General features: G+C 65.6%; 15 protein-coding genes. 9 read left to right on the top strand and 6 right to left on the bottom strand.

Annotated features, from left to right (window positions below):
- Nucleotides 1-15: 15 nt before the first annotated feature.
- Genes E5554_RS21775 through E5554_RS21755 form a run of 5 tightly spaced genes read right to left on the bottom strand, consistent with a single transcriptional unit; the run spans nucleotide 16 to nucleotide 5,003 of the window.
- Entirely contained in the window at nucleotides 16-1,641 is a 1,626-nt protein-coding gene (locus tag E5554_RS21775) for an alpha-L-fucosidase (RefSeq protein ID WP_136188060.1), read from the bottom strand.
- On the bottom strand, nucleotides 1,641-2,447 hold the full coding sequence (locus E5554_RS21770; RefSeq protein WP_136188444.1) for an SGNH/GDSL hydrolase family protein: 807 nt from the start codon (nucleotides 2,445-2,447) through the stop codon (nucleotides 1,641-1,643). The genes E5554_RS21775 and E5554_RS21770 overlap by 1 nt, the downstream gene beginning before the upstream one ends.
- 8 nt (nucleotides 2,448-2,455) lie before the next feature.
- Nucleotides 2,456-3,250, bottom strand: coding sequence for an SGNH/GDSL hydrolase family protein (locus E5554_RS21765; protein ID WP_136188059.1), 795 nt, complete (start codon nucleotides 3,248-3,250; stop codon nucleotides 2,456-2,458).
- Complete coding sequence (locus E5554_RS21760; protein WP_136188058.1) at nucleotides 3,247-4,215, bottom strand: alpha/beta hydrolase; 969 nt, start codon at nucleotides 4,213-4,215, stop codon at nucleotides 3,247-3,249. The genes E5554_RS21765 and E5554_RS21760 overlap by 4 nt, the downstream gene beginning before the upstream one ends.
- Nucleotides 4,212-5,003 carry an IclR family transcriptional regulator gene (locus E5554_RS21755; protein ID WP_136188057.1) on the bottom strand — a complete coding sequence of 264 codons (792 nt, stop codon included), beginning with the start codon at nucleotides 5,001-5,003 and terminating at the stop codon, nucleotides 4,212-4,214. Before E5554_RS21755 ends, E5554_RS21760 begins: the two co-directional genes overlap by 4 nt.
- A 254-nt stretch (nucleotides 5,004-5,257) precedes the next feature.
- Between E5554_RS21755 and E5554_RS21750 the strand changes: the two genes are divergently transcribed.
- The 9 genes from E5554_RS21750 to E5554_RS21710 all read left to right on the top strand — a co-directional run bounded on the left by E5554_RS21750 (nucleotide 5,258) and on the right by E5554_RS21710 (nucleotide 15,318).
- Complete coding sequence (locus tag E5554_RS21750) at nucleotides 5,258-7,966, top strand: TonB-dependent receptor (RefSeq protein ID WP_136188056.1); 2,709 nt, start codon at nucleotides 5,258-5,260, stop codon at nucleotides 7,964-7,966.
- A 152-nt stretch (nucleotides 7,967-8,118) separates the two neighbouring features.
- Nucleotides 8,119-9,300 carry an L-fucose:H+ symporter permease gene (fucP, locus tag E5554_RS21745; protein WP_247594329.1) on the top strand — a complete coding sequence of 394 codons (1,182 nt, stop codon included), beginning with the start codon at nucleotides 8,119-8,121 and terminating at the stop codon, nucleotides 9,298-9,300.
- The gene (locus E5554_RS21740) at nucleotides 9,297-10,121 is read left to right on the top strand and encodes an amidohydrolase family protein (protein ID WP_136188055.1); all 825 of its coding nucleotides are present in this window, start codon (nucleotides 9,297-9,299) and stop codon (nucleotides 10,119-10,121) included. The genes fucP and E5554_RS21740 overlap by 4 nt, the downstream gene beginning before the upstream one ends.
- Nucleotides 10,118-11,101, top strand: a complete 984-nt coding sequence (locus E5554_RS21735; protein ID WP_136188054.1) for an aldo/keto reductase — start codon at nucleotides 10,118-10,120, stop codon at nucleotides 11,099-11,101. Before E5554_RS21740 ends, E5554_RS21735 begins: the two co-directional genes overlap by 4 nt.
- Nucleotides 11,094-11,402, top strand: coding sequence for a UxaA family hydrolase (locus tag E5554_RS21730; RefSeq protein WP_122928290.1), 309 nt, complete (start codon nucleotides 11,094-11,096; stop codon nucleotides 11,400-11,402). Before E5554_RS21735 ends, E5554_RS21730 begins: the two co-directional genes overlap by 8 nt.
- Entirely contained in the window at nucleotides 11,399-12,601 is a 1,203-nt protein-coding gene (locus tag E5554_RS21725; protein WP_136188053.1) for a UxaA family hydrolase, read from the top strand. The genes E5554_RS21730 and E5554_RS21725 overlap by 4 nt, the downstream gene beginning before the upstream one ends.
- On the top strand, nucleotides 12,598-13,341 hold the full coding sequence (locus E5554_RS21720) for an SDR family oxidoreductase (protein ID WP_234415724.1): 744 nt from the start codon (nucleotides 12,598-12,600) through the stop codon (nucleotides 13,339-13,341). The genes E5554_RS21725 and E5554_RS21720 overlap by 4 nt, the downstream gene beginning before the upstream one ends.
- Nucleotides 13,341-13,685 carry an L-rhamnose mutarotase gene (locus E5554_RS21715; protein WP_125988924.1) on the top strand — a complete coding sequence of 115 codons (345 nt, stop codon included), beginning with the start codon at nucleotides 13,341-13,343 and terminating at the stop codon, nucleotides 13,683-13,685. Before E5554_RS21720 ends, E5554_RS21715 begins: the two co-directional genes overlap by 1 nt.
- 13 nt (nucleotides 13,686-13,698) lie before the next feature.
- A complete protein-coding gene (locus tag E5554_RS21710) occupies nucleotides 13,699-15,318 on the top strand; it encodes a DUF5597 domain-containing protein (RefSeq protein WP_136188052.1) in 1,620 nt (539 codons plus the stop codon).
- Nucleotides 15,319-15,791: 473 nt separating this feature from the next.
- On the opposite strand, the gene E5554_RS21705 is transcribed toward E5554_RS21710, so the two are convergent.
- A complete protein-coding gene (locus E5554_RS21705; RefSeq protein WP_136188051.1) occupies nucleotides 15,792-16,334 on the bottom strand; it encodes a gluconokinase in 543 nt (180 codons plus the stop codon).
- Nucleotides 16,335-16,434: the final 100 nt, after the last annotated feature.

Genomic DNA, 16,434 nt, shown 5'->3' with positions numbered 1-16,434 from the left:
TTCCCTGTACTTGCATTAAACCAGACCCCGGCCGTCGATGCGGACGGTGGGGACGAAATCGATGCCGTGCGGCATGGTGAAGTGGAGGCCCGCGCCATCCTGACGGAAGGCAAGCTGGCCGCCGCCGAGCAGCGTCACCCGCTCGATTGTGCCAGTCCCTTGGCTGCGCGCCAGTGAGCGGATGGTCGTAGATCCGGCCGGCTTGCCCAGGAACAGCGCATAGAGCGCGCCCTTGTTGGTGGTGAAGCGGATGTCCTGCGCGGTGAAGGGCTTGGCCTTCTCCTCATTCTGCATGCCGACGATCGCCTGGGTCGGCCCTTCGCCATAGCGCTTCCACGGCCGCGAACCGAAGATCGCCTCGCCGCCATGCACCATCCATCCGGCCATCGCGTCCAGGATCTTCTCCGCCTCGCTGTCGATGGAGCCGTCGCCGGGCTGCGGAATGGACAGCATCAGATTGCCGTTCTTCGACACGACATCGGCCAGCCGCTGGATCACCTGCTCGGCGCTCTTGTAGCTTTTGTCGGTCAGCCGGGCGATATTGTAGAACCAGTCGCCGATGCAGGTGTCGGTCTGCCACGGCTCGTCCCAGATATGGTCGGTATAGCCGCGCTCGACATCCTGGACGATGCCGAACCGGGCATAGGGCTTGAGCTGCTTGCCGGTCATGACCACGTCGATCTTGCCGTGCCATTCGATCGACCGGTTATAATAGTCCGCCGCCGCTTCCAGCCCTACCGGGCCGAAGGGCAGTTCATGATCGTCCATATAGACCATGTCGGGCTTGTATTTCGCGACCAGGTCGGTCTGGCGCAGCAGCCAGCGGGTGACATAGGCCGGATCATCCTTCGGCCCGGTCTCGATCCACTGGCCGTTATTCGCGTCGTGCCACTTGTCCATCGCCTCGATCGTGTCGATGCCGTCGGGCAGCACGGCATGGCCGCCGGTATAGAGTTCGCGGGGGTCGAGGCCGTCCCACCATTGGCCCTTGCCATCTTCCTTGCGCAGCCGGAACGCGTCATACCGCACGCCCTTCTGCGGGCCGACCGGATCATAGCCGTAAGCGGGCTGATACCAGTGCCAGGCATGGGCGGCATGGTTCGACACGCCGAATTTCAGGCCGGCCTTGCGCGCGGCCTTTTCCCAGATGCCGACAATATCCTTCTTCGGCCCGACGCGCAGGCTGTTCCAGGCATGGTAGCGGCTGTCATAGCAATCGAGATTGTCGTGATGGCAGGCCAGCGCCATGAAATATTTCGCGCCGGCCTTCTGATATTTGGCCATCAGCGCATCGGGATCCCACTTGTCGGCGGTCCACAGATTTTGGATGTCCTTCATCCCCGCGACCGACGGATGGCCGTAGGTTTTGAGGTGATGTTCGTACATCGGGTGGCCCTGCATATACATGAAGCGGCCATACCAGTCGCCCTGCGCCGGCACCGATTGCGGGCCCCAGTGCGACCACATGCCCAGCTTCGCGTCGCGGAACCAGTCGGGATAGCGGTAATTGTCGACCAGCGAGGGCCAGCTTGCCTGCACCGGGCCTTTGGCGGTGCCCATAGGGCTGGCCGCGCGGGCGGCATTGGCCAGGCCCAGCGCAGCCGCGCCCGCCAGGAAGGATCGGCGTCCGAAATCCTGCATCACTTTTCCCCCAAAGTCTTGGCGATCGCGGCCTCGGCCAGCGGACGCATGATGGCATAGCCTTCCCTGGTCGGATGGACGCCGTCGCTCGACAGGCCCGGCTTCATCGCGCCATCGGGCTGCGCCATCGCCTTGTGATAGTCGACGAAGGTGAAGCCATTGGCGCGGGCATAGTCGGCCAGCCACTTGTTGATCGCGGCGACCTGCGGTGCGGGCGTCATGCCGGGGCTCCAGGGGAAGGCGGCAGCGGGGGGCACGGAGGCGATGATGACCTTGATGCCATGCGCGCGGGCGAGGTCGGCCATGGTCTGGATATTGCCCAGCACCGTTTCCATCGTTGCCGCGCCGGTATTGCCGGCGATGTCGTTGGTCATCGCCATGATGTGGACCGCCTGCGGCTTCAGCGCGATCACGTCATTGCGGAAGCGCACCAGCATCTGCTGCGTCGTCTGGCCGCTGATGCCGCGATCGACCAGCCCGTTCTGGAACATGGTCGGGTCCAGGTTGATCCAGTTGTCGGTGATGGAATCGCCCATGAAGACGACGCGCACTTTCTGGCCCTCGATTGCCTTGTTGGCGGCGGCATAGCGGCACAGCTGCCCGAAATCGCGGGTCAGCATGTGCAGGTTCCACAGCTTCCAGCCAGCCTCGTCGCTCGGCTTCTCATGGGTGGGGCAGGGATCGGCGACGATGCCGACTGGATCATTGGCATGCGGATCGCCCGGCACCTTGGTTTCGGCGAGGGCCGGCATGGCCAGCGCCATTGCGCAGGCAGCGGCGAGAAGGGGGGCGGTGAAACGCAGCATCGTCGTCCTCATTTCCTTGTTCCTAGCGCCTGCGCGATCGCCCTGGCGGCGATCGGCGCCATCACGGCATAGCCATTGTCCAGCGGATGCACGCCGTCCTGGGTATAGGCGGCGGCCATCAGGCCATTCTGGTCGACCATCGCGGCATGATAATCGGCAAAGACATGGCCGTGTTGTGCGCAATAGGCGCGCAGCCACTGGTTGAGCGCGACCAGTTCGGCTGGCTTGCGCTCCGCCACCACATCCTTCGCCGCATCCGTGTAGTTGTTGACCGGCAGGATCGATCCGAACACGACCTTGATATGATGGGCGGTGGCGATGTCGGCCATCGCTTCCCAATTCGCCTCGATCTGTTCGGGCGTTTCCTGCTGCAGGAAGCCCTGGACATCGTTGATCCCGGCCAGGATCACCACGACCTTGGGCTGCAGCGCCACGACATCCTGATGGAAGCGCAGCAGCATCTGTGCCGTCACCTGGCTGCCGATGCCGCGATTGACATAGGGCTTGCCGGGGAAGCTGGCGGCCAGATTCCAGCGATCGGTGATGGAATCGCCCAGGAACACGACGCGCTGCTCGCCATCCTTCGGCGCAGGCAGGGCAGCATTGGCCGGGGCGTAAAGATAGCGTTCGCCAAAATCCTGCATCAGGCTGGGCACCAGCCTGGCGCGGAACGGGCCAAGCCATGGCCCCCAATCCTTTTCCGCGACGGTGCGGCGTTCGGGCGCGCTTTGATAGGAGTCCGGTGCCGCGGACGCAGCGCTGGCGACAAGCGCGAGCAGACCTATCGACAGCGCTGTCTTCATTGCGCCAGCAATCCCTGCTTGGCGGCGAATGTCATGAACAGACCGGGCCAGGCCGACGCCTGCATCGTCCGGGGCAGGCGGTTGCCGAAGCCATGGCCGCCATCCTCGAAAATATGGAGCGCGACCGGGCGCTTGGCCACCTCCATCGCCTGGAACAGGGCGATGCTGTTGGCCGGCGGCACCAGACCGTCGTCGCTGGCATGGACCAGGAAGATGGGCGACGTATCGGCGTCCACCCGCACCTCCACCGACCGGGCGCGGCGCATGTCGGCGCTGGCGCCTTCACCCAGCAGCATGTCGCGCGACCCGCCATGGGTGAAGGGCGCGTCGAGGCTGACCACCGGATAGATGAGGCCGGCGACATCGGGGCGCGCGCTTTCGCGATCGGCGGCATCGACCGGGGCATAGACGCGCTCGCCATGGCGCGTCGCCAGCGATCCCGCCAGATGGCCGCCGGCCGAGAAGCCGAGCACGCCGACGCGGCCCTTGTCGACAGCGAAATTGACAGCCCGCGCGCGGATCAGCCGCATCGCGCGCTGGGCATCCTGCAACGGCACATCCTGCCGCTGGGCCCAGCCTTCGCCGGGCAGGCGATAGAGCAGGATGAAGGCGGTGATGCCCCGTTCGTTCAGCCAGGCGGCCTGGCTGGTGCCCTCATTGTCGTAGGACAGGAAGCCATAGCCGCCGCCCGGCACCACCAGCATCGCCGCGCCATTGGGGCGGGCAGGACGGCGCACCACCAGCACCGGGCGGGCGATCCCCGTCACCCAGCGATCGGGCTTGGCCGGGTCTTTCGATTGGTCGTCGATCTTGCGGACGATCCGCGCGCGCGCGTCGCCGGGCGGCGGTCCGGGCCACAGCTCGATCACCTCGTCGGCCGCGGTCGTCTGCGCGGCGGCAAGGCCGGGCAGGGCGGCAAGGCCGGCGGCAGCGATCAGCGCTGTGCGGCGATCCAGCAGGGTCATTGCTCTTCCTCCATGGCGGTGGCGCGGGACGGCGCATCCTTGATCGGCGACATGGCTGCGCCGATCGCCTGCGCGGCGCCGCGCACCAGATCATTGCACTGCTCGATGCTCGCCCGGTTGGCGGCGCCGTCGACGAAGGGCATGGTCAGCGATGCGCGGGCGATCCCGCCGACCAGGATCGGCGCCGACAGGTCGGTGATGCCGGTCAGCATCGGGCTGGGCGACACCGCGCCGCCCGCCGCGACGGCGGCGTCCAGCCGCGCGACCAGTTCGGCTTCCTCCAATTGCGGATCGCTGGCCCGGATGTCCTTCAGCATCGCCTCGCGATTTTCGGGCGACTGGAAGGCGAGGAGGATGCGGCCGGAATTGGAGCGGTGCAGCGGCCGGCGATAGCCCACGCGCACGGCAAAGCCGGACAGGCCCGGCGCTTCGATCGCGATGATGACGACCATTTCCGCCCCCGACACCACCGCCATATGACAGCTTTGCCCGGCCTGCCGCGCCAGTTCCTGCATCACCGGCAGGGCGGTGGAGGCAAGGTCGCGAATCGGCGGCTGGCTCATGCCCAGGGTGAACAGCCGGTTGGTCAGGCGATAGCCATCCTCGGCGCGGGCGATATAGCCATGTTCCTCCAGCACCTGGAGCATGCGGAAAATCTCGCTGACCGACCGGCCAAGCGCGGCGGAGATGTCGGACATGATCAGCGGCTCGCTGGAACCGGCCAGAAGCTCCAGAATTTCCAGCCCTTTCTTCAGGGCCGGCGCTTGGTAGCGCGCCTTGCCTTCCATCCCGATCCCCTCACCAATCGGGCGCTATCTCGCCTTTGGTAGCGCCATCATCTGTTGGTCCTTCCCTACACACCATCTACAGGTGAAATCAATTTTTATATTTCACAAATTGGAAACGGAGAGTAATAGGGCGCCGCGTTGGTATCGCTCCCAATAGGGAAATATCACGGCAGGGGAATATGTTTTTGCCGCGGCATCGCGGCGCCGAATCGATCAGTGCTCCGACCAGGGGCCAGGGGAGAGGAAGGGACCAAATGTTCAAGAATTTTAACGTGCCGTCGCGTGCGGAATTGCTCGCCGGTATCTCGCTCGCCAGCGTCATGCTGGGGTGCAGCGTCCAGGCGCACGCCCAGGATGTGGCTGCGGAACAGTCGAGCGATGCTCCTGCGTCCGAAGATGGCATCGTTGTCACCGGTGTCCGCGCCAGCCTTTCCAGCGCCCAGTCGATCAAGCGCAACAGCGACGTGATCGTCGACTCGATCGTCGCCGAAGACATTGGCAAGCTGCCCGACCGGAACGTCGCCGAAGCGTTGCAGCGCATCACCGGCATCCAGGTCCAGCGCCAATATGGCGAAGGCAGCTCGGTCGCGATCCGCGGCCTGACCCAGGTCCGCACCGAACTCAACGGCCGCGACATCTTCACCGCCTCGGGCGCCAACCAGCTCAACCTGGAAGACATCCCGTCCGAACTGCTGTCGGGCATCGACGTCTACAAGAATCCGTCGGCCGACCTGATCGAGGATCAGCTGTCGGGCACGATCAACTTCCGCACCCGCAAGCCGTTCGATTTCGATGGCCTGAAGGTCGCCGCCACCGCGACCCAGAGCTATTTCGACCTGACCGATAAGTTCAAGCCCTCGGCCTCGCTGATGGTCAGCGACCGCTGGGACACCGGCATCGGTGAAATCGGCATCCTCGCCAGCGTCTCCTTCCAGAAGACCGCCTTCCGTCAGGACACGATCTCGACCGAGCCCTTCTACACGCTCGATCCGACCAACGCGACCGACGCCGAAGTGCTGGCGAGCCTGGGCCGCACCGGCCAGACCACGACCCTGCCGCATGGTACCGGTATCGGTGAAGTCTATGGCGATCGTCGTCGCCTCGGCACCGATGTCGCGCTCCAGTGGCGCCCCAGCGATACGCTGGAGCTGACCGCCGAAGTCTTCCGTTCGGACTATAAGTTCCGTTTCGACGATTATAGCTTCTTCGCCTACAGCTCGGGCAGCGCGATCATCCCGCAGCCCGGCGCGGCCTTCACCTATGCCGACAATGGCGATTTCGAGAGCGGCACCTTCATCGACGTGCCGGTCGGCAACAACACCAGCGCCCAGACCCGTCATTCGACCACGACGGACTATTCGCTGAACCTGAAGTGGAAGCCGACGGACCAGCTGACCGTTACCGCCGATGGCCAGTATGTCGATGCCAAGACCAAGAATCTGCGCTCGATCTTCGGCCTGAACGGCGTTGCCGACACCCTCTATCAGGATATTTCGAGTTCGGTCCCGGTCGTGAACATCGGTTCGGAAACCGGCCTCACCAACCCGGCGACCTACACCAGCGCCTTCTATCTCGATAACCTCAATGAATCGAAGGCGTCGGACAAGACCGCGCGCCTCGACGCCGAATATCGCTTCGATGCCGGCATCCTGTCGTCGATCAAGGCGGGCTTCCGCTATGCCGACCGCAAGAACCGCACGATCGACACCGGCTATCGCTATACCGGCCTGTCGGGCATCCCCAGCGAACTGGAAACGGTTGACCTGGGTGACTTCTTCCGCGGCGACGCCGACCTGTTCGGCAACATCATCGCCTTCAACCGCGGCATCATCCGCAACTATCAGAACACGCTCGACACGCTGGGCATTGCCAGCGCGCCGGCCTATACCCAGAGCGGCACCAACCAGCAGCGGCAGAAGACCTTCACCGGCTATGCCACCGCCTTCTTCAAGGCCGATCCGGTCGACGGCAATATCGGCATCCGCGTGGTCCGCACCAATCTCGACGTGTCGGGCTATTATCAGCAGACCCCGATCGTGCTGGACGAAAATGGCAATGAAGTCAGCGGCCCGACCGTGTTCAACCCGATCGCCGTGTCGCAGGATTATACCTCGGTCCTGCCGAGCCTGAACCTGCGCGTCCACCTGACCGACAATCTGCAGCTGCGTTTCGCCGCCGCGAAGAACATCTCGCGTCCGACCTTCACGCAGCTCAACCCCAGCCTGACGATCAGCGAACCGGGCGCCGCGCAGCAGGATCAGATCCACACGGCCAGCGGCGGCAACCCGTATCTGAAGCCGATGAAGTCGGACAATCTGGACGCCACGGTGGAATGGTATTTCTCGCGGACCGGCTCGCTGACCGCAGCGGCCTTCTACAAGAATATCAAGAACTACATCCAGACCGCCGTGTCCTATCGCGACGTCACCTTCGACAATGGCAACAGCTATGAATATGAAGTGACGTCCTACAACAATGTCGCCAAGGGCAAGGTGAAGGGCTTCGAACTCGCCTATCAGCAGTTCTTCGACTTCCTGCCCGGTCCGTTCGACGGCCTCGGCATGCAGGCGAACTTCACCTATGTGGACTCGCAGGCACCGTCGCCCGCCACCAGCGGCCCGGTCACCAACGTTCCGCTCGAACTGCTGTCGAAATATAATTACAACATCGTCGGCATCTACGAGAAGGGCGGCCTGTCGGCCCGCGTCGCCTATAACTGGCGCAGCAAATATGTCGTGACCACCGCGGGCAACGGCACCGGCAGCCTGCCGGTGTTCAACAAGCCCTTCGGTCAGCTCGATGCGTCGATCAGCTATAATGTGACGCCGCAGTTCGCGCTGGCGCTGGACGGGACCAACCTGACCAACACCCGTCGTGCGACCTATTTCGGCATCGACAGCCGTCCGCGTGACGTGGTGGTCAATGATCGTCGCATCAGCCTGACGGCCCGGATCACCTACTGATCCGCATGGGAGGCGTATAACCTCCGCCGACTGCGCAGGCCCGATCCCAACAGGGACGGGCCTGCCATGTTCGCCAATAGAGAGGATGGGTGATGCAGGCAGATGCCAGGGTAGACAGACAGGAAGATAGCGGCGCCACAAAGATGGCGGTCATGCTGACGATCGGCCTCTTCTTCCTCTGGGGCCTTGCCAATAATCTCAACGACGTGCTGATCGCCCATTTCCGGCACGCCTTCGCCCTTTCGGACTTCGCCTCGGGCCTGGTCCAGTCGGCCTTTTATCTGGGCTATTTCTGCTTCGCCATTCCCGCCGCGCTGACGGCGCAGCGTTTCGGCTACAAGGCGACGGTGATCCTGGGCCTGCTGCTGTTCGCGCTTGGGGCCTTGCTGTTCCTGCCGGCCTCCGCCGCGGTCAGCTATCCTTTCTTCCTGTTCGCCCTGTTCGTGATCGCCAGTGGCCTGGCTTTCCTCGAAACCGCCGCCAATCCGATGGTCGCGGTGCTGGGCGATGCCGCCGGCGCCGCCCGCCGCCTCAATCTCGCCCAGGCGTTCAATCCGCTCGGCTCGATCACCGGCGTGGCGCTGGGGGCGACGCTGATCCTGTCCGATGCGCCGGCACAGGGCGCCGCTGCTGCCGCGGCCGTGCGCCTGCCCTATCTGCTGATCGCGTTGGTCGTGCTGGCCTGGGCGGCCTTGCTCGCGCGCACGCCCTTCCCGAAGGCGGCGGTGGAGGGCCATGCCGGCGCCGCCTCGCCGCTGGCCGGCTATCGCCAGTTGCTGCGTCGCCCGCGCTATCTGGCCGGGGTCGCTGCCCAATTCTTCTATGTCGGCGCGCAGGTCGGCATCTGGAGCTATCTCATCCGCTATGCCCAGACCGCGCTGCCGGGCATCACCGCCCAGCATGCCGCCTGGCTGCTGACCCTGTCGCTCGGCCTGTTCATGGCCGGCCGCTTTGCCGGTGCGGCGCTGCTCTCGCGCTTCGATGGCGCGCGGCTGATGCGGCTGTTCGCGCTCGTCAATCTCGGCCTCGCACTGGTCGGCTGCGTCTGGCTCGGCCTGCCCGGCGTCGTCGCGCTGGTGGCGGCCAGCTTCTTCATGTCGATCATGTATCCGACCATCTTCGTCCTCTCGCTCGACGGCCTCGGCCCGCTGACCAAGCCGGGCGCATCGATGATCGTCATGGCCATCATTGGTGGCGCTGTGCTGACCGCGCTCATGGGCCTGATTTCCGACATGGCCGGCACGATCAACGCCGCAATGCTGGTGCCCGCGCTCTGCTTCCTGCTGGTCGCGGCCTATGCCCATGTGATGCGCGGGAAGGGCGGGGTGGCATGATCGACGCCCATGTCCATCTCTGGCAGCTCGGCCGCAACGATTGCAGCTGGCCCGGCGAAGACCTGCCGGCGATTCATCGCGACTATGGGCTGGATGATCTGCTCGCGCAGCTCGATGCCAACAAGGTCGACGCCGCGATCCTGGTGCAGAGCCAGGAATCAGAGGCCGACACCGATTGGCTGCTGTCACTCGCCGCCGAAACCGATCGCATCGCCGGCGTCATCGGCTGGGTTGACCTCACCGGCGATGTCGCCGCCCGCGTCGCCGCGATGCAGGTCGCCGGACCACTGGTCGGCATCCGTCCGATGATGCAGGGCGGCGCGCCCGACTGTTTCGACGATCCGGCACTGGCACCCGGCTTCGCGGCGCTGGCCCGCGAGGGACTGGTGCTCGACGCATTGGTGCGGCCGCAGCATCTCGCCTCGCTTGCCCGGCTGGCCCGGCGCCAGCCCGACCTCAGCATCATCATCGATCACGCCGCCAAGCCGCTGGTCGGCGACGCGATCCCGGCGGACTGGCGCGCCGCCATGGCCGATCTCGCCGCCTGCCCCAATGTCGCCTGCAAGCTGTCGGGCCTGCTGACAGAGCTGGCGCCGGGGGCAGGGGAGGGCGCGGCCGCTCCCTTCATCGCCGAACTGGTCGCCCTGTTCGGCCCGGACCGCCTGCTCTGGGGCAGCGACTGGCCGGTGCTGACCCTCGCGTCCGACTATGCCGCCTGGCTCGATCTCGCGCGCACATCGCTGCCGGTCGCGGCCCATCGCGCCATCTTCGCCGACAATGCGGCGCGCCTCTATCGCGTCACGCAGGGAGCCGCCGCATGATCGATTTTCCCACCCTCGGCATGGGCACCGCGCCCATCGGCAATCTCTATCGCGTCGTCAGCGATGCGGAGGCGCGCGCCACCCTCGACGCCGCCTTCGCCGCCGGCATCCGCTATTATGACACCGCCCCCCATTATGGCTTTGGCCTTGCCGAACGGCGGCTGGGCGCGGCGCTGGCCGACCATGACCCGCAGGGCAGGGCGCGGGTCTCGACCAAGGTCGGCCGTCTGCTGCGGCCCACCGATGCGCAGGGCGAACGCCATGGCTTCGTCGACGCCGACCCGTTCGAGCCGCATTTCGACTATGGCCATGACGCCGTGCTGCGCTCCTTCGAAAGCAGCCAGAAGCGCCTGCGCCGCGACCGGATCGACCTGCTGCTCGCCCATGATATTGGCCGCCTGACCCATGGCGATGCGCATGATGATCATCTCGCCGCCTTTCTCGACGGCGGCTATCGGGCGATGCGCGACCTCAAAGACGCCGGCGCGATCGGCGCGATCGGCATCGGCGTGAACGAGGTCGCGATCTGCCACGAACTGCTCGACCGGGTGGAACTGGACGCCATCCTGATCGCCGGCCGCTACACCTTGCTCGATCGCGGCGCGGAGGAACTGCTCGACCGCTGCGCCAGCGCCGATGTGCGGGTCATCGTCGGCGGCCCCTATAATAGCGGCATCCTCGCCCGCGATCTCTGCGGCCCGCTCCATTTCGATTATGCCGCCCCGGACCCGGCGATCCTTGCCCGCGCCCAGGCCATGGCGGCGCTCTGCCGCGATGCCGGCGTCGCGCTGCCCGCCGCTGCGCTGCAATATCCGCTGCGCCACCTGCAGGTCATGGCCGTGATCCCCGGCCTGGTCGGAGCGGATCAGGTCCATGACACGATCGCCCGCCTGGGCGCCTCCATCCCCGACACGCTCTGGCCGGCGCTCGACGCCGCCGCCCGTGCCCATCCTCTTGCCAAGGCCCACAGCCATGCTTGAACATGACAGCCGCCTCATCCTGCTGCACCCTAACGACAATGTGCTGATCTGCGTCAGCGCGATCGAGGCGGGCGATATCCTGCCCGTCGCCGGTGGCACCATCCCCGCGCGCGAGGGCATCGCGATCGGCCACAAGATCGCCCGTATGGCGCTGGCGCAGGGGGACAAGGTCATCAAATATGGCGCGCCGATCGGATCGATGACCGCGCCGGTCGTCGCCGGCCAATGGGTCCATATGCACAATATGAAGAGCGATTATATCAGCAGCCACACCCGCACCGCGCTGGAGCAGGGCGCATGATCCAGGGCTGGCTCCGATCCGACGGGCGCAAGGGCATCCGCAATGTCGTCGCCGTCGCCTATCTGGTCGAATGCGCGCACCATGTCGCGCGCCGCATCGTCGACAAGGCCGATGATCCCGATGTCCAGCTGATCGGCTTCCCCGGCTGCTATCCCAATGCCTATGCGGCCAAGGTGATGGAGGCGATCGCCACCCATCCCAATGTCGGCGGCCTCGTCATCGTCTCGCTCGGCTGCGAAAGCTTCAATCGAGAGAAACTGCGCGCCGTCGTGGAGGCCAGCGGCCGCCCGGCCGAACTGCTGGTGATCCAGGAGAAGGGCGGCACCGCCGCCACCATCGCCGCCGGGCTGGAAGCGGTCGATCGGGTGCGGGCACAGATCGCGTCGGTCGAGCGCGTGCCGATGGGCGTCGAGGAACTGGTCATCGCCACCATCTGCGGCGGGTCGGACGGCACCAGCGGCATCACCGCCAATCCGGCGGTCGGCCGCGCCTTCGACCGGCTGGTGGCGGAAGGGGCGGCCTGCATCTTCGAGGAGACCGGCGAACTGGTCGGCTGTGAGAAGATCATGGCCGACCGCGCCGCCACGCCCGAACTCGCCGCCGCGATCGAGGCCTGCGTGCAGAAGGCGGAGGCCTATTATACCGTCATGGGCTTTGGCAGCTTCGCGCCGGGCAATGCCGAAGGCGGCCTCACCACCCAGGAGGAAAAATCCATGGGCGCCTACAGCAAGTCGGGCAGCTCGCGGATCGACGGCATATTGAAGCCGGGCGATATCCCCCCGATGGGCGGTCTCTATCTGCTCGACGTCGTGCCCGATGGCGAGCCGCGCTTTGGCTTCCCGAACATCTCCGACAATGCCGAAATCGTGGAGCTGATCGCCTGCGGCGCGCATGTCACCCTGTTCACCACCGGGCGTGGATCGGTGGTCGGATCGGCCATCTCCCCGGTCATCAAGATCTGCGCCAATCCCGAAACCGGCCGCCGCCTGGCCGCTGACATGGACGTCAATGCCGGCCGCATCCTGGAGGGGGAAGCGACCCTCGATCAGGTCGGCCAGGAAATCTATGATGCCATCCTCGCCGTCGCGGCGGGCGAGCGCAGCCTTTCCGAACAACTGGGCCATCAGGAGTTTATTTTGACCTACAAGGCTTTCGATCCCATCGGTCCCGAATGTCTGCCGATGGTGGCGCGCGCATGAGCGCCCCGCAGAACGGCCGTCTCGCCGGCAAGACCGCGCTCATCACCGCCGCCGCCCGCGGCATCGGCCGCGCCTCGGTCGAGCGTTTCGTGGCGGAGGGCGCCCGCGTCTTTGCCACCGACCGCGATCTCGATGCGCTTGACGGGCTGGAGGGCTGCGAGCGGCTTGCCCTCGACGTTACCGACGGCGCCGCCGTGCGCGCGCTCGCCGCAGACATCGGCCCGATCGACATCCTCGCCAACATCGCCGGCGTCGTCCATGCCGGCAATATCCTGGAATGCAGCCAGTCCGACTGGGACTTTGCCGTCGCGCTCAACATGACCGCCCAATATCACACCATTTCGGCCTTCCTGCCGGGCATGGTGGAAAAGGGCGCGGGCGCGATCGTCAACATGTCCTCCATCGCCAGCTCGGTGAAGGGCATCCCCAACCGCTTCGCCTATGGCGCGACCAAGGCGGGCGTGATCGGGCTGACCAAGGCGGTCGCCGCCGATTTCGTCGGGCAGGGCATTCGCTGCAACTGCATCTGCCCCGGCACCGTCGACACGCCTTCGCTGCAACAGCGACTGCACGATACCGGCGACTATGAAGCCGCCCAGACCGCCTTCGTTGCGCGCCAGCCGATGGGGCGCCTCGGCAAGGCGGAGGAGATCGCCGGCCTGGTCCTTTATCTCGCCAGCGACGATGCGGCGTTCACCACCGGCGCGGTCCATGTGATCGACGGCGGCTGGGTGATGTGATGCGTCATGTGTTGTTGATCGACCTCGCCGACGATGCGGCTGCCATCGCCCAATATGAGGCATGGCACGCATCGGGCGCGCTGCCGCCGGCCATCGGCGCCAGCATCCGCGCTGCCGACGTTCGGGCGATGGACATCTATCGCAGCGGCAACCGGCTGGTCATGCTGATGGAGACCGGCCCGGATTTCGACCCGGCGGCCAAGGCGGCGGCCGACGCCGCCGATCCGGCGGTGCAGGCCTGGGAAGCGCAGATGGACGGCGCCCAGCGGCCATTGCCCTGGTCCGTCCCCGGCGCCAAATGGACCGCCGCCACCCGCATATTTTCCCTAGACGAACAGCCCTGAGAGACCCGATCTGATGCGCAATCTTCTTCCCCTGCTCACGGGCGCCATGCTGCTCGCAACCCCCGCGCTCGCCCAGAATGGCGGACAAGTGCCGCATATCGAGAGCAAGAATGGCCGCCACGCCCTGATCGTCGATGGCGCGCCCTTCCTGATGCTGGGTGGCCAGGTCAATAACAGCAGCAATTATGCCGCCCCCCTGAAGCAGGTCTGGGACCGGCTCGACAGCATCCACGCCAATACGGTGGAAGTGCCGGTCGCCTGGGAACAGCTGGAGCCCAAGGAAGGCGAGTTCGACTATAGCTTCGTCCAGACCCTGCTTGACGAGGCGCGTGCCCATGACAAGCGCATCGTCCTCCTCTGGTTCGGCGCCTGGAAGAATACCGGCCTTGCCTATACCCCCGACTGGGTGAAGCTCGACAATCGTCGCTTCCCGCGCATGAAGACCGCCGATGGCAAGGATCATGGCGTGCTCTCGCCCCATGGCGCGGCCACGCTGGCAGCGGACAAGCGCGCCTTTTTGAAGCTCATGACCTATGTGCGCGATCATGATGCGCAGAATACGGTCATCATGGTGCAGCCCGAAAATGAGGTCGGCAGCTACCAGAATCCCCGCGATTTTAGCGCCACCGCGCAGAAACTGTTCGACGGCCCGGTCCCGGCCGAACTGACCCGTGCGCTCAAGAAGCCGGCGGGCAGCTGGAAGAGCGTGTTCGGCGATACCGCGGACCGCACCTTCAACAGCTGGTACACCGCCCGCTATATCGAGGAACTGGCCAAGGCCGGCAAGGCAATCAAGCCGCTGCCCATGTATGTGAACGCCTCGCTGACCGATCCCTACAAGCCGGTCGACCCGATGACCGTGTCGAGCGGCGGGCCGCAGGGCGACGTGATCGACATCTGGAAGGCGGCGGCCCCCTCGCTCGATTTGGCCGCGCCCGACATTTATGACCGGGGCAGCCGCAACGTCTTCAAGCATCTCGATCTCTACACAAGGCCCGACAACGCGCTGATGGTGCCCGAAATCGGCAATGCCGCCGAATATGCGCGCTATTTCTGGTCGGCGCTGGGGCGCGGCGCGATCGGCTTCTCGCCCTTCGGCATGGATGATGCCGATTATTTCAACTATCCGCTCGGCGCCAAGGGCTTCGATGACGCGACCATCCACGCCTTCGCCTCGAAATTCGGCGTGCTCGGCGCGGCGATGCGCCCCTGGGCGAAGATCGCCTTCGCCCACCCGACCTGGGGCGCGGCGCGGCCGGATGACGGCACGCCGCTCAGCAGCACCATGGGCGACTGGACGGTCACGGCCAGCTTTGGCCAGTGGCAGTTCGGCCAGCGCGAATGGTTCCCCAATGCCGACACCCCGGCCTGGGACAAGGCGATGGTCGGCGGCATGGTCGTGGCGCAGCTTTCGGCCAATGAATTTCTCTTCACCGGCGACCATGTCCGCGTCCAGTTCGGCTCGCGCGAAGGCGCCCCGGCCAACGGCATGATCGTCAAGGTCGAGGAAGGCCATTTCGAAGGCGACAACTGGGTCTTCGATCGCATCTGGAACGGCGACCAGACCGATTATGGCCTCAACATCATCGACAAGCCGGTCTGGCTCAAGGTGACGATGGGCCGCTATCGCTGAGCTGCACGCGACCCAATTCCTCCCCAAGCTTGCTTGGGGAGGGGTACCGCCGCAGGCGGTGGAGGGGCAATGGCCCAATAGCGCAGCACTAATAGGCTCCTGCCCCTCCGTCAGCGCTTCGCGCTGCCACCTCCCCGTGCCGGGAAGGAATGTCCGACATTGGTCGCCTGCGCTCGTCTGGCGGCGCTTTCCTACTCGACCTTTCTCTGATCTATCCTGCCGGATGGAACAGGCCGCTCTTCCGACATCACGCCTTTCGCCGGTTCGCTATTCGGCGTCGCGCGCACCGCCCGGCGCCGGTCCGACTGTCGCCTTGCTGTCGTTTCACTGTCGCCTGACTGTCGCTTCGAAAGCGCGCCAGTGTAGCGCCACTGTCGCTTCGTCGGCGCGTGACAGGCGCATTGCGCCCATTTTCCGCCCGCCATTGCTGGCTATCGACACTATGAACTTTCAACTGTCGCGTCGGTGTGCCCTTATCCCAGCCAGGCCAGCGCCCGGTCGCGCAACTCGGTCGCCGGCACATTGGTGGTCAGGATCATCGCCCCTTCCTCGGGCAGCGGCGGCTCCAGCGTGGCAAGCTGGCTGTCGAGCAGGCTGGCGGGCATATAATGGCCCGGCCGGTTGCCCAGCCGCGCCAGCAGTTCGTCGCGGTCATTGTCGAGCAGTATGAAATGCACCGGCACGCCGATCGCCGCGCGCAGCCGGTCGCGATAGGCGCGCTTCAATGCGGAGCAGGCGGCGACCGCCACGCCCCGCGCCGCCACCGTGCCGGCGATCGCCGCGCCCAGCCGGTCGAGCCAGGGCCAGCGATCTTCGTCGGTCAGCGCCTGTCCGCCGCGCATCTTTTCCACCGCCGCCGCCGAATGATAGCTGTCCCCCTCCAGGAAGGGGCAGTCCAGCGCCTGGGCCAGCATCGCGCCCAGCGTCGACTTGCCACAGCCGCTGACCCCCATGACGATGACGGCGCGTCCCACGGCTTTGGGCGAAACGGGGGCAGGGTCGGCGGAAATCGGCAAGCGGGCGTCCTTGGTCGCTGGGGCAGGGGGATTGGTTTTCCCGCTATAAGGCCGCGTCACCCCACAGGAAAACTACGACCTTTGTCGCAAGTGCCAAGCC

Source organism: Sphingobium sp. PAMC28499 (assembly GCF_004795815.1).
GTDB classification, from domain to species: Bacteria; Pseudomonadota; Alphaproteobacteria; order Sphingomonadales; family Sphingomonadaceae; genus Sphingobium; species Sphingobium yanoikuyae.
This window is presented reverse-complemented; position numbering and strand designations above follow the sequence as displayed.